The sequence below is a fragment of the Holdemania massiliensis genome (assembly GCF_022440805.1).
GTDB classification, from domain to species: Bacteria; Bacillota_I; Bacilli_A; order Erysipelotrichales; family Erysipelotrichaceae; genus Holdemania; species Holdemania massiliensis_A.
In genome coordinates, this window is the sequence record NZ_JAKNTK010000001.1 from 1,529,424 (window position 1) to 1,542,439 (window position 13,016).

Consider the following 13,016-nt stretch of genomic DNA (forward strand, 5'->3'; position numbering starts at 1 on the left):
ATCTTTAAGTATTTTGTTTCATTGTCTTCTTAATCTTACGCCACAATTTTCACTGTTTCAGGCATCGTAAGTTTGATGAAGTTGTAGAACTGATTATATATAATGAGGGATAATCTATTTAAGGATATAGTTTTCAGAATTAAAGAAAAAGATTTGCTGGAAACTTTCTTGTGTCAGGAAATTTTGGATAGAGTTGAACAAATAGCAATTTTCAATTGTATTTGTTCAACGCATGACCACTTATTAAAAACAGACTGCTTCAACAGTCGTATAATAAGTCATTTGCTTATAAGCTCATCATTCCTATGTTCATGTTAACATAAACTCTGTTACAGTTTAATCCAGACACTGAATCTGTTTGGCATAGGGAATATCTAAAAGACTTATTTCTTGGTTCAGTAAAAATGTATCATGACTTGATGCTTCCTATTACTTGTTCTTTGTGATTATTATATCACAAATAAATTATAATGTCAATTTTATTGATAATTATCAAGACTTATCAATTCATAATGGTGCATTAAAATAGTGTTCATTATCTTTTACTTTATATTATATCAATATTTGAACACAAAATTTATAGGCTGGAGAAGTATAGAAGGTTGAAAATGACGCAGCAAATTAAAAATTTTAAAAGCTGTTTCTAATAGAAACATAAAAAAGTGAATTTACGGCACAGCTGTTTTATTAAGGTTGTTTTCAATGTATTTAATCAGTGCTATTCTGTAAAAACAAAAACAGCTGATCTAGTTGATTATAAGGGCAGAGCTATGATGGGAAAATAGTTTCCTGATATAAAAAGTAAATAAAAAGTGACTCTATGTAGAGAGTAAAAGAAAAGCCCTGAAAATTCAGGACTTACTCAGGCTGTTCAATTAATTCACCCTGTTCTTCAACTTCACCTGTCCAGACGCCGTTGTCAATCATCCAGAGCTTCAGACTCACAGCATCAATCGGATCTTCTTTGTTCCAGCTGAGAACATTGTTGATGGTCTGCGTACCGTCATCGGCAATTGTCAGGGAAACAAAGGCCGGGAAGCTTTCAAAGCCCCACTGGCTTTTCAGCTTGGCTGCCGGATAATACTCACCCAGACTTGTCAGATCATAAAATTCAAACGCATTCAGTGCAGTTGTTTTTAGTTCCTGCGCTAAAGGCTTAAAAACATATTCATTGATATAGGCGCAGTCATCATTATCCGGACGGCAGAAATAAATCGTGTGCGTGCCGGGGCCTAATTCTGGCTGAGCAGAGGCTGAGGCCGGTGCTGCGTCGTCGGATGGCTCAACAGAACGAAGCATAGCGGAAGGTTCCGCGGCGCTTAAATAACTTTCTTCGATGCCGGTTGCGGCTTTGGGTTCCAGCGCCCGGTAAGAAAACAAGGTTGCACTGCTGAGAAAAAGGAATCCCATCGATCCGATCATCAGTTTCTTTAACACATCATCACGCTCCTCAAATGCCAAATCATCATATCATGTTTCACACGTTTTTGCAAATTGGTCAAAAGGGACAGGCTGAATCAAGAATACAAAGCAAAAACTTACCTTTGCTCTAAAGCCGGGTCGAGTTCATTGTTTCAGCAGTCTGAATTTGATATAATAAGGATCACAGAGGTGAAGGCCATGAATTCCAGGCGTGTCCGGTCACTGCTCCTTTCGGGAGCTTTGATTGTTATTTTATTTTTATGCATTTTTATCAGCAGTTCAATCTTTGTTCAGGGTCCCTATATCAAAGACCGCAGTGCGGATCTGCGGCTGCATCGGCAGTTAATGGAATCGATGCGGGCCCAGGAGGGGGAATGGGTTGGTCGTTATGCTCTGAATGAAGTCACGTATATATCGCGTGTTACCTCCTTGTCCAAGCGCTGGCTTGTTTGGTATGATGATCAGCTGACGATTAAGGCTCAGATTGAAGAAGCGCAGATTGATTCAGCGCAGGCTCTGGTGATTGGGGAACAAAATGGAATCCAGCAGGCCCAGATCCAGTTTGGCTGGGTACAAGACCGGCCGGCTGTGATTCTTGAAGATGCCAACCGTGAGCTGGCTCTGGACGCAGAGACCTTAGAAAAATTAATGCTGTATGAAAAGAGGTAGAGGATGAAGGCATGGTGGAAGCAGCCCTATATCAACCGGCTGCAGTGGATTCTGGAACATTATGAATGGTTCGGCTTTTCCGAAACGGAAGGGCTGGTTGTTTTGATGATTGAATATCTGAATACTTGTCAGACCCCGATTACTCCGGCGTTATTGGAAAAGAAAACGGGACTGACGAAAGAAGCGCTGGATCAGGCGCTGAGCGTCCTGTGCGCGAAGAAATATCTGGAATTAAAAGCTGGACGGTCTTCGGTCAGTTTCAGCTTAGACGGACTTTATAACGCGGATACAGCGAAATCGCAGAAGGCCATGGAACAGCCGGTCTTTGATTTATTCGAAGGCGAATTTGGCCGGCCGCTGAATTCTAATGAACTGATGACGCTGCAGACTTGGGTCAGCCGCTATGATTCTTCGGTCTTAGTTAAGGTTTTGAAAGAAGCCAGCATGTATCAGAAACTGAATTTTGCCTATATGCAGCGAATTTTGTCAGAATGGCAGCGGAAGGGTTGGATTGGGCCGGATGGCCGGGAGGTTAGAAATCATGAAAGTGGATGAAATTTTAGCGAAGCTGACGGAAATGTTTCCCGATGCGCATTGCGAGCTGATTCACCGCAATCCCTTTGAACTGGCGGTGGCTGTTGTCCTGTCAGCGCAGACCACAGACGTGTCCGTCAACAAAGTCACGCCGCAGCTGTTTGAGAAATTTCCGACGCCCCAAGCGCTGGCTTCCGCTTCATTAGAGGAAATTGAATCCTGTATCCACCGGATTGGTCTGTATCATAATAAAGCCAAGAGTATTCAGGGACTGGCACGCGGCGTTGTTGAACAGTTTGACGGGGTGATGCCGCAGACGATGGAAGAGCTGATGAGTCTTCCGGGAGTGGGGCGTAAAAGCGCCAATGTCATTATGTCCGTCTGCTTTGGTATGCCGGCGATCGCAGTCGATACACATGTCGAGCGGGTGTCGAAGCGCTTAAGGCTGGCCGCTCCCAAAGATACTGTGCTGGAAGTGGAAAAGAAGCTGATGCGCAAGCTGCTGAAGTCAGAATGGTCGCATGCTCATCATCTGTTTATTTTTTTCGGCCGTTATTTCTGCAAGGCTAAAAATCCGCAGTGTCAGGACTGTCCGTTTACTTCCTTCTGCCGCGAATATCAGGCGCAGCAGAAGCAGACTGAGAAAGTAGAAAAGCAAAAAAGGGTTAAAGCCAAAGCGGCATGAACCGTGGGAAAATGAGTTCGTAAGATGGAAGGCGAATGCTTTGATCTAATTGAAATAAAGAAAAGGCGGATGTTTGACTGCTTGCGGCAGCTGAACATGCGCCTTTGTTATATTTTATTTGAGCTGCCGTCAAAAACGAATTGGATTTCAGTTCGTTTATTTGCCCTTGAACAATTTAAATCCTTTGGGTTTCTCAAGCTCTTTTTGAGCCTGTGCCATCCACTCTGAGTCTCGACCTTCCGCTTTGGCCATTTTCAGCCATTTCAGCGCTTCTTCACGCTGATCTGTTTTCCAATAATGATAAGCCAGAACACTATGGAACCATGGCGTATCATACCCTTTATCGAAGGCTTCCTTTAAATAAGCTTCGGCTTTCGGGTGGTGGCCTAAACGATCCTCTGTGCAGCCCAGCTGAGCCAACAGCCAGCCGCTTTTTTCCTGCCGCAGATGATAGGCCCGCTGGAAATAATCCAGAGCTTTATCGTATAATTCCATTTCACTGTAATTCCAGCCGAATTCTTCATAGAGCGAGGCTTCGTCATGATCCTTCGCTTTGCGCAGATGGGCAATCGCTTCGCGATGTTCTCCCATCGGGCCTAGATTGCGGGCCATCATCCAATGATAATCGCTGCAGTCCTTTTCCTCTTCATCAAACCCCAGCGGGACTTCCTTTAATGCCTCTTCATACTTTTCCATGCGATTGTAAACGACGGCCAGCTGATAATGCGGCCAGCTGTCGGCATATCCCATATCAAGACCTTTCTTCAAACTGGCTTCGGCTTCTTCCAGCTGATCGATATTTTTATAAGAGATGCCTAACTGACAATACGTCCAGGCATTGTCAGGCTTGAGTTTGATTGAACGCTTCAAGTAGCCGATTGCTTCTTCGCTGCGGTCCAGCTGATTCAGACAGTAGCCGGCCTCACCCAATACCCAGCGATCCTCGGTTTCCGGCAGATTCAGCTTTTCCAGAACGCTCAGTTCTTCCTGATAGCGGCTAAGCTGAGAAAGAATCCATGCGGTTTCTCGCAGATTCCAGGGTTCTTCAAAATTCAGCTGTTTTGCTTTTTCCATTTCAGCCAGAGCTTCATCAAAACGTTTGAGCCGACTCAGGGCGTAGCCAAGCTGAGCATGGGCCCAGCCGTCTTCCGGATCCTGTTCAATTGACCGCTCAAATAATTGGCGGCCTTCTTCATAGTTGTCTAGCTGAATTTGATTCCAGCCGATTTCGTTGATGATCCACAGATCGTCGCGGCCCAGCTCCTGTGCTTTTTTCAGCTGTTCCATCGCCGCTTCATTCTTACGCTGCCGGCCATAGTTCCAGGCTCTTAAGGAATACAGCTCAATGTCCTGCTTGCCTTTTTGTTCGGCAATATCCAATTCACTTAAGGCCTCGTCATAACGGTCAAGCTGACTGTAAGCATCGGCTTTGCGGTAATGCAGCCAATCATCATCGCGGCCCATTTCCTGCGCTTTCTGTAAATATTCCAGTTCTTGATCGTAAGCGCCGAGGCGATGATGCAGCCAGGCACAGTCGCTCCAGATCCAGATTTCATGGATGCCGGTCGCAAGAGCCTTGGAATAATTTTCCCGGGCGGATTCCAGCTGATCCATGCGGACTTGATTCCAGGCGATCTGAGCCAGTACCCAGCCGTTTTCAGGCTGTTCTTCCAACAGTTTGAAATAGACCTCAAGCGCTTCTTCCTTATGTCCGCCGGCCGCCAAATTCCAGCCCAGCTGGGTTTTAACCCAGAAGGGATCGTTATGGATTGGAGCGGCTTTTTCGTAGTATTGGACGGCCTTGTCATAATCGTTGACTTCAGAATAATCGTAGCCCAGCTGAGCATACAGCCATCCATCATCCCGTCCCAGGCTCAACGCTTTTTCAAGCAGCGGCAGGGCCTGCTTGGAATCGCCTTTCTGGGAAAGCTGGTAAGCTAGGTGAGAAAGCGCGGCAATGTTGTCCGGATCTTTCTGCAGGGCCAGCTCAAACTGCGGGATAGCTTCCTCCGGCAGATTCATGTCTTCTTTGACATAACCGATCTGAACCTCAATCCAGGCGTCATCCCGACCCAGCGCTTTGGCTTGAAGAAAGTGCGGCAGGGCGGTTTCCGGTTTGCCCTGCATCGCATAGCAGCGCGCCAGCTCACAATGACTCCAGATATCCTGATCGTTTAAAGCTACCGATTTTTCAAGATAGGACTGCGCCTGATCCGGATGATCAAGACTGTTGCAGCAGAAACCCAGCTCATTGAGCAGCCACAGATCTTCTGGATTTTCCTTGATCAGCTCCTGCAGCACTTCCAGCTCATCCTCCAACCGGTTGACGCGCGAGCAGCTCCAGGCATATTCCTTCATGACCCATAGGTCGCGGTAATTCATGGTCAGCGCTTTTTTCAGTTCATTCAGAGCCTGATCGGGCTGTTCCATCCGATTGTAGCAGAATCCGATCTGAGCATGGCACCAGCCGTCGGTCTGATCAAAATATAGGGCTTCCTCAAAGTAACCGATCGCTTCTTCATATTTATCCAGCTGGGTCAGCGTCCAGCCTTTTTCGCGATACAGCCAGGCGTCGTCGCGGCCTTTCTTTTCCGCCTGGTTCAAATAGTCCAGGGCGGATTCATGCATCTCCATCTTGTTCAGAACCCATCCCAGCTGCGAGAGGAGGCCGGCATCGTCCTGACCTAAGCTTGAGGCTTTGCTTAAGCTCCAGAACGCTTCCTGATAGCGTTCCAGCATGCCCAGAATCCAGCCGCGTTCGCTGTAATACCAGGCTTTATCATGAATCTTTGCTTCGTTGGCGTCGAGTGTCAGCAGAGCCTGCTGAATCTGATCTTCGTCGACCAATTTTTGGATTTCTTCTTCGATTTTCAAGTTATCAGCTCCTTGTTCTCATTTTAACATAAAAACGGCAGAGCAAATTGAATTTCCTCTGCCGTTGGCGAAATTAAGATTTTTGTAAGAATACGGAATCAGTTTTGTTCTTCGTTGTTGGTATCCTGTGAATCTTCACTAGGGGTCGGATCAGGAGATTCGGAGGTATCCGGAGAGGGATCCGTCGGCGGAGTCGTCTCCGGGGTAGGATTCGGTTTGGCCGTACAGCCTTTGATCGGATCGCCTTCAAAGCCCTGATTGCACGCGCAGGCGCCGTTGACGATCGAGGCGTTGCTGCCGCAGGACAATCCGACGTACAGCGTTACCGCGAAGCGGGCCTGACCGATCGTCGACTGCATGAAAGTCATCGTCGTGCCGTTGACTTTGGTGCCGTTGGAAAGAATTTCATTGGTGCCTTTCTTCGCTTCGTCGGCCACCTCGGTGAAGCTGACCGTGACGCCGTTGGTGTTCGCCCAGCTTTCGATCTCAGCTTTCGTCGCTTTATCGGACGGAATCGCCAGCTGGATTTCCTTATCTTCAACCTGTATTTCCTTACAGATCTCATTGCTTCGGTAATTCATATTTTCATAAGCGTAGTAACCGCAGACATTCAGCTTATCGCCCGGTTTGACGTCAATCTGCTGATCAAAGCTGGCCTGTTCGCTGGTCACATCAATCGAGAAGTCCTGAATGGAAACCTGCGCTTTGTAGCGAATCGGTCCATAGACCCATGTCCAGTCAAAGGCGACAGCGCAGTCTGGGGCGTCGTACCATTTGCCGCCGACCTCAATGCCGAGGTTGGTTGTATAAGGGGCAACGTTGAGTTTGCTTGGATCCGGGTAATCTCCCCAGGTCAGATGCAGATTACCCTCTGCGCTCAGACTGGCGTCAAAGGTCCCGATATCCTGAACGGAAGCCTGCAATGGATCAGCCAGCTTGTTGAATTCCTTTTTGATTAGGCCGGTGGTGACAAAGCTGCCGTCCATGCCCTCCAGCACAGCGGTGTATGGGTAGAGGCCCTTGATATGGGTGATCGAGGTAACGCCGTCCGGCTGACTGATCGCCGGTGGGTTTTCTTCGCCCTCATGCAGCACATCGAGCATCAATTTGGAAATGTTGCCCGGAATGTTCAGCTTGCTTTTCTTGGAATCAAAGTAGGTATCTTTATCTTTCACGCCTTTTTCATAACCAACCCAGACGGCGTTGGTGTATTTGGAACTGGAAGCGATCATCCATTTATCCTTGGCTGCGCCCTGAGGAATATTGAATTTCAGACCATCGCTGCCCCAGTCCGTTGTACCGGTCTTGCCGTAAATCGGATAGCTGCGTTTTAACAGCTGCATGTAATTGGAATACGGACCGGATACGGCCTGATACATCAGATGTGAGGCTAAATAGGCGGATTCGGCGCTGATCACCTGTGTGCCGGAATAATCCGGAACCACCGGTGAGGTGCCGTCTTTAAACTCAATCTTGGTGATCGTGTGCGGTTTGATATAGCTGCCGCCGTTGATCATCGTGGCATGCGCACCGGCCATTTCAACCGCGCTGGCTTCGTAGGTGGAGCCGCCGATCGCATAGCCGACGTTGAACTCATCCTGCGTGACACGGCTGAAACCGAGGTTCTGCAGATACTGCACGACCTTCTTGCTGCCGATCGCGTCGATGACTTGCTGCAGTGTTTTCAATGCCGGGGTATTCAGGGAATTGCCCACAGCATATTCTAACGGAATATCGCCATAGTAGCGTCCGTTGAAGTTCTTGACGACTTTGGTCGTACCGGCGTAGTTGAACGGCGAATCGGTCACGGTATGCGAGGTCGACCAGCCGAGGTTCTCAAAGGCCAGCGCATAGGAGAGGAACGGCTTAACCGCCGAGCCGGGCTGCTTGAACTGATCCGTTGCATGATTTAAAAGCAGGCTTCCGCCGCCGGCGTAATTGCGTCCGCCGCCGATGCCGACGATTTCGCCGGTCTGATTATTCATCGAAACAATCGCAATTTCCATCAGCTCATCCGGGAACTGAACATCGGTTTTGCCGGCCTGGATATCGTCGATCTGAGCCTGAACTTTCGGATCCATCGTGGTGTAGATTTTCATCGGCACAACCGTCGGATCCATGCCGGTCAGCTCTTTGGTTTCGGCGATCACCGCGTCGACGTAGCTCTGATACTGGGTGCCGCCGTCGGTGCTGCCCTTATTCGCGGAGCTGTCAACCAGCTGATCTTCAACCTTAATTGACTTGGCCAGCTCAGCTTCCTGCTTGGTAATGTAGCCGTGGCGCTGCATCAGGTTGAGAACCGTGTTGCGCCGGTCGGTCGCATAGTCGAGGTTTTTAAACGGGTTGTAGGCATTCGGGGCGTTAATGACGCCCGCCAGCATCGCGCTCTCGCTGAGCGTCAGTTCGCTGACGTCCTTGCCGAAATAGTATTCCGCCGCTTTCTGAACGCCGCGGATATTGCCGGAGCCGCCGAAATTCAGCTTGTTCAGATACAGCTCAAAGATGCGCTTTTTATTCGTCTGATTTTCCAGCTGCATCGCCAGAAAGATTTCCTGGACCTTACGCTTGACCCCGGCCAGCTTGCTGCGGGCTGCCATTTCGCCGGTTTCATCATTGGTAAAGTATGTATTTTTGACCAGCTGCATCGTAAAGGTCGATCCGCCCTGAGAAAAGCTCAATGTTTTCAGATTGGTCAGAAAAGCCTTGGTAAAGCGCGGCAGGTCAAAACCGTTGTGCTCAAAGTAACGGCTGTCCTCGACCGCCACAAAGGCGTCGATCAGCGACGTCGGCATATCGTCATACGAAACGTTGGTGCGGATCTGCTGGCCAATGTCCTGAATCAGATTGCCGTCTTTATCGAGAATCTGCGTCGATTCTTTGCTTTCAAAGTTGTTAATATCAATCTTCGGGGCGTCTTTGAGCATGCTGCCTAAAACCACCATGCCGGCGCTGCCGCCGATTAAGCCCAAAACTACGATGATCGATACGATGATCGTCGCCATGTTTTTGGCATTGATCTTTCTTCTTTTTACCGTTTTCTTTTTTGCCGCTGGTTTTTTCTTCGGCGGCTGTTTCTGGGTCGTATTCATAGCTCACTTCTCCTTAAAGTATAGTTCGTCGATCACCCGCAGATAATGAACCGGCGGGGTCAGCGAATAAGGGATCAGAATCCCTTCCTGAACAAACCAGGAATAAGGCAGGGATTTGCGTTCGGCAAGGCGGTACTGCTGTATCATTTTTTCAGCTTCGACAAAGTAGGTTTCATCAAAGGCGATAAAACGGACGATGACGAAGGCGATCGCGCCCTGCCGCAGCACCCGCTCAAGATGTTCGATCTGATGCAGATGGATGTGGGAGAACGGGAAAGCGGTCTTAGACCGCGTTTCTTTAGCCTCAAAGTCGATCGCTTTGCCGCGGTAGACGCCGTTGTAATCGGTTGTGGAAGGAACCTTGAAGTAGGCTTCCGTGATTTTGGCGGCGCTGCGTTTAGGATAATCGACCTGCACGATCTGGATCGGCGTCGGCTTCTTGTGGATCACCGCTTTGTCCAGCTGCAGGTAGTAATCGTTGGTCTTATTCAGATCATTTTCCAAAGACATGCCGCGTCCGCCCGCAGATTGTTTCACTGTCTGCGGATTCAATGAACGGGAGGCAGTCTTTCCATTCGGATAACCGATCATATCATCACCTTCCATTATTATATACAACATTGCGCCGTTTTTCTAGAAATACCCGGGATTCGTAACAAAATCGTAAAGTCTGACATTCCTTTGTCAAAAAACGTTTTGTGATATGACTTGCTTTTTAAGCCCTGATCTGCGAAAATAAAAGCAGACGGAAGGTTGTGACACGATGGAAAACAAGCTGAATTTAGATCCGCAGACGATCCTAGATAAAGAATTTCATGTTGACTTCAAGGGATATTCCCCGGCGGAGGTTGATGAATTTCTCGATTCAGTCATTCAGGATTATCAGGTCTATGAACGCGTGATCGGTGAGCTGGGAGAAAAGCTGCGGACGCAGGAGCGGACCAACGCTTCGCTGAAAGCCCGGATCATTGAACTGGAAAGCCGTCAGAAGGTACTGGAAGAAGCGGGTCAGAACTCGTTCAACCAGGTTGATATTCTGAAACGCTTGTCGCGTCTGGAACAGGAAGTCTATAAAAATAAACAGATGGATTAGCCTTCTATCTGGGCAATCGCTGGCTTGACCAAAGCTAGAGGAAAGTCCATGCTCGCACAATCTGCGATGATTGTAGTGTTTGCGCCGGCCCAATCAATAAGACCGGGCAGCCGGCAGGCTGACGGCTGACGAAACCCTTAGGTCCCTTCGGGGATGATGGCGGACGTCTGTAACAGTGTCACAGTGACGGAGTTTCCGGGGAAACCCGGAAAGTGGAACGCGATAAACCCCGCAAGCGAGAAACCCAAATTTGGTAGGGGAACTTCCAAGCCTGAAATGAAGGGTGAGGAAGCCGTCCGGAAGGACGGAGATAAATGGTTGCCGCCTGTTTCGATAAGAAACAGGAACAGAACATGGCTTACACGATAGAAGGCCGGGAGCTGAGTGATCAGCTCCTTTTTCTATTTTTAAAACTTGAAATTGGAACAGAAAAGTAAAATTCGTTCTCCCTTACATTAAAAGGCCGTAAAGGTCTCAGCGACTAAAAATGAATCGTATTCAAGCGTTAAAAAGTCAGAGAAGAATGAACTTGAAAATAATTCATCTTTGTGTTATAGTGAGTTTGTTCAGCAAAGTCTGCTCTGCTTCGCCGCTGATTGACAAACGTTACGCTTTGTCGACCGCTTTCAGCGAGTTCATGTTTTACAATTAGAACAACACTTGCTATAATTGTTCTGATATGAAAAAAGAGGTGCAGCAGAATGAAAGAAATTGGTGCTACATTGAAAAAACGCCGGGAAGAACTCGGCTACACTCTTGAAGAGATGAGCAATAAAACGCGGATTTCCGTTGCGCAGCTCAAAGCGCTGGAAGACGGGGATCTGGAGTTCTTTAAGGATGATCTGTCGTATGTCCGTTATTTTGTCCGTTTCTATTGTCAGGCGCTGTATTTGGATTTTGATCCGCTGCGCGATCAGTTGAGTCAGGATCTGGATCAGTTCACTGAAACGATGAGCTTAAAAGCAATTCATGAACGGGAAGAAATGCAGTCCAATATTGAAAAGAAAATCAACAAGGCTTCCGGCACGCTGAAAAAGGAAAAGAAAAAGATCGATTATTCTTTAGTCTCATTGCTGGCGGTGATTGCCGTCATGCTGATATGCTTAAGCGTCGTGCTGTTTAAAACAGTGCCGAATTGGTTTAAAGCGCAGCCGGAGAAGGACAGCTTTCCGGTCGTTGAGGTTACGCCGACGCCCTCGCAGCAGCCGACCGATACCCCTGATGTCCTAGATCAGCCGTCGGCACTGACGGTCACCATGGCGGCCAATGATCCTTCAACGTATGAAGTGCGCGGCTGGAAGGCGCAGGAAAGCTTTACGATCGCCGTTACCTTTGCCCAGGATACCTGGATTCGGGTGCTGGAAAATGATGTGGCGACGGATAATCCGGCGAGCACAACCTATCATGCGGCGGATGTTATGGAAATTACCCGCACTGCGTCGCAGGATTTAAAAATAACGATTCACTTCGGAATTGTCAAAAACAATACGATTACAATTAATGGCGAGGCGGTCGTGCTGGATGCCCAGATTGCCGCGAAGACCAGCGGCCAGAAAGTCAACTTTATTCTGAAAGGAGAATAAGTTATGAATTTACCTAATCGTTTAACCGTGATGCGGATCATTATGATCCCAGTCATCATTCTGATCGCGATTTTTCCTTATTCTCAGTTTGGTATTGAAATTCCGATGCTGCAGTTTGGCTTTGTAACTCTCTCGGCTGTCAATATCGTCATGCTTGTGCTGTTCTGCATCGCCAGCTTCACAGATTTTCTGGATGGTTATCTGGCACGCAAAAACAATTTAGTCACAACCTTCGGTAAGTTTGCGGATCCGATTGCGGATAAGCTGCTGGTTACAACGATGTTTGTTTTATTTGCGGCGCAGGGAACGATTCCGGTCGTGCCGGTTCTGATCATGGTTGCCCGCGACACGATTGTAGACGGAATTCGCATGATTGCCTCCAGTAATGGCGTCGTCATGGCCGCCGGTTATCTGGGCAAGCTGAAAACCGTCGTTCAGATGCTTTCCATCATTACGATTCTGCTGAATAATCTGCCGTTTGAGCTGTATCGTCTGCCGGTTTCGGATTTCCTGCTGTGGTTTGCGGCGTTTACATCGCTGGCCAGCGGTATTTCTTACTTCAACCAGATGAGGGAGTATATTTTTGAAAGCAAATAGCATGGCCGAACTGGCGGAGCTGATCCGTCAGAAGCAATGGACGCTGTGCAGCTGTGAAAGCTGCACCGGCGGTTTGTTTTCCAGCCGTCTGACCGAGGTGCCTGGAGTTTCCGCTTTCTTTAAGGGCGGGGTTGTAACGTATTGGACCGAGGTCAAAACCAATGTCGTACATGTTGATCCGGCGATTATCGAAGCCGAGGGCGTTGTCAGCGAAGCGACAGCGAAAGCGATGGCCGAGCAGTGCGCCGAGCTGATGCACTGCGATATGGCGGTGGCGTTTACCGGCAATGCCGGACCGGACGTGATGGAGAATAAACCGGCGGGGATGATCTGCACGGCCATTCATGTGCCGGGCCAAACCTGGACCTTTACGGACTTGCTGAACGGGACGCGGCAGGAAGTCCGCGAACAGATCGTAGAGCGGGTAACAGAGCGTAGTTTAACAATTTTACGACAGATTTGGTAAAATA

The 13,016-nt window shown here is 48.4% G+C and carries 11 protein-coding genes and 1 other RNA gene; 8 read left to right on the forward strand and 4 right to left on the reverse strand.

Annotation, left to right across the window (positions count from 1 at the left end):
• Window positions 1-858 precede the first annotated feature (858 nt).
• Window positions 859-1,437, reverse strand: coding sequence for a hypothetical protein (locus tag MCG46_RS06850; protein ID WP_240278837.1), 579 nt, complete (start codon window positions 1,435-1,437; stop codon window positions 859-861).
• Between the two features lie 183 nt (window positions 1,438-1,620).
• Here MCG46_RS06850 and MCG46_RS06855 point away from each other — a divergent pair, with 183 nt between their 5' ends.
• From MCG46_RS06855 to nth, 3 genes are read left to right on the forward strand one after another with little or no spacing between them, the layout of a single operon-like run.
• Complete coding sequence (locus MCG46_RS06855) at window positions 1,621-2,091, forward strand: hypothetical protein (RefSeq protein WP_240278841.1); 471 nt, start codon at window positions 1,621-1,623, stop codon at window positions 2,089-2,091.
• A gap of 3 nt (window positions 2,092-2,094) precedes the next feature.
• Window positions 2,095-2,646 carry a DnaD domain protein gene (locus MCG46_RS06860; protein ID WP_154239548.1) on the forward strand — a complete coding sequence of 184 codons (552 nt, stop codon included), beginning with the start codon at window positions 2,095-2,097 and terminating at the stop codon, window positions 2,644-2,646.
• Entirely contained in the window at window positions 2,633-3,310 is a 678-nt protein-coding gene (gene nth / locus MCG46_RS06865; protein ID WP_240278842.1) for an endonuclease III, read from the forward strand. The genes MCG46_RS06860 and nth overlap by 14 nt, the downstream gene beginning before the upstream one ends.
• A gap of 156 nt (window positions 3,311-3,466) precedes the next feature.
• Here the strand turns inward: nth and MCG46_RS06870 are convergent, their stop codons facing one another.
• The 3 genes from MCG46_RS06870 to recU form a co-directional block, all read right to left on the reverse strand.
• Window positions 3,467-6,184 carry a tetratricopeptide repeat protein gene (locus MCG46_RS06870; RefSeq protein ID WP_240278843.1) on the reverse strand — a complete coding sequence of 906 codons (2,718 nt, stop codon included), beginning with the start codon at window positions 6,182-6,184 and terminating at the stop codon, window positions 3,467-3,469.
• A 98-nt stretch (window positions 6,185-6,282) separates the two neighbouring features.
• Window positions 6,283-9,273, reverse strand: coding sequence for a transglycosylase domain-containing protein (locus MCG46_RS06875; protein WP_240278845.1), 2,991 nt, complete (start codon window positions 9,271-9,273; stop codon window positions 6,283-6,285).
• A 3-nt stretch (window positions 9,274-9,276) separates the two neighbouring features.
• Complete coding sequence (gene recU, locus MCG46_RS06880; RefSeq protein ID WP_240278847.1) at window positions 9,277-9,864, reverse strand: Holliday junction resolvase RecU; 588 nt, start codon at window positions 9,862-9,864, stop codon at window positions 9,277-9,279.
• A 172-nt stretch (window positions 9,865-10,036) separates the two neighbouring features.
• Between recU and MCG46_RS06885 the strand changes: the two genes are divergently transcribed.
• The 5 genes from MCG46_RS06885 (at window position 10,037) to MCG46_RS06905 (ending at window position 13,012) form a co-directional block, all read left to right on the forward strand.
• The gene (locus MCG46_RS06885; protein ID WP_020223077.1) at window positions 10,037-10,366 is read left to right on the forward strand and encodes a DivIVA domain-containing protein; all 330 of its coding nucleotides are present in this window, start codon (window positions 10,037-10,039) and stop codon (window positions 10,364-10,366) included.
• 4 nt (window positions 10,367-10,370) lie between these two features.
• Window positions 10,371-10,732, forward strand: an RNA gene (gene rnpB, locus MCG46_RS06890) — RNase P RNA component class B.
• A gap of 335 nt (window positions 10,733-11,067) precedes the next feature.
• Window positions 11,068-11,949: a helix-turn-helix domain-containing protein gene (locus MCG46_RS06895; RefSeq protein ID WP_020223079.1), complete on the forward strand. Its 882-nt coding sequence runs from the start codon at window positions 11,068-11,070 to the stop codon at window positions 11,947-11,949.
• 3 nt (window positions 11,950-11,952) lie between these two features.
• On the forward strand, window positions 11,953-12,546 hold the full coding sequence (gene pgsA, locus MCG46_RS06900) for a CDP-diacylglycerol--glycerol-3-phosphate 3-phosphatidyltransferase (protein ID WP_020223080.1): 594 nt from the start codon (window positions 11,953-11,955) through the stop codon (window positions 12,544-12,546).
• Window positions 12,533-13,012, forward strand: coding sequence for a CinA family protein (locus tag MCG46_RS06905; protein WP_147612119.1), 480 nt, complete (start codon window positions 12,533-12,535; stop codon window positions 13,010-13,012). The genes pgsA and MCG46_RS06905 overlap by 14 nt, the downstream gene beginning before the upstream one ends.
• Window positions 13,013-13,016 lie beyond the last annotated feature (4 nt).

Excerpts from the sequence above, each read along its gene's own strand:
- pgsA (WP_020223080.1), top strand. The coding sequence starts at position 11,953 with ATGAATTTACCTAATCGTTTAACCGTGATGCGGATCATTATGATCCCA.
- MCG46_RS06895 (WP_020223079.1), top strand. The coding sequence starts at position 11,068 with ATGAAAGAAATTGGTGCTACATTGAAAAAACGCCGGGAAGAACTCGGC.
- nth (WP_240278842.1), top strand. The coding sequence starts at position 2,633 with ATGAAAGTGGATGAAATTTTAGCGAAGCTGACGGAAATGTTTCCCGAT.
- MCG46_RS06855 (WP_240278841.1), top strand. The coding sequence starts at position 1,621 with ATGAATTCCAGGCGTGTCCGGTCACTGCTCCTTTCGGGAGCTTTGATT.
- MCG46_RS06860 (WP_154239548.1), top strand. The coding sequence starts at position 2,095 with ATGAAGGCATGGTGGAAGCAGCCCTATATCAACCGGCTGCAGTGGATT.
- recU (WP_240278847.1), bottom strand. The coding sequence starts at position 9,864 with ATGATCGGTTATCCGAATGGAAAGACTGCCTCCCGTTCATTGAATCCG.
- MCG46_RS06885 (WP_020223077.1), top strand. The coding sequence starts at position 10,037 with ATGGAAAACAAGCTGAATTTAGATCCGCAGACGATCCTAGATAAAGAA.
- MCG46_RS06875 (WP_240278845.1), bottom strand. The coding sequence starts at position 9,273 with ATGAATACGACCCAGAAACAGCCGCCGAAGAAAAAACCAGCGGCAAAA.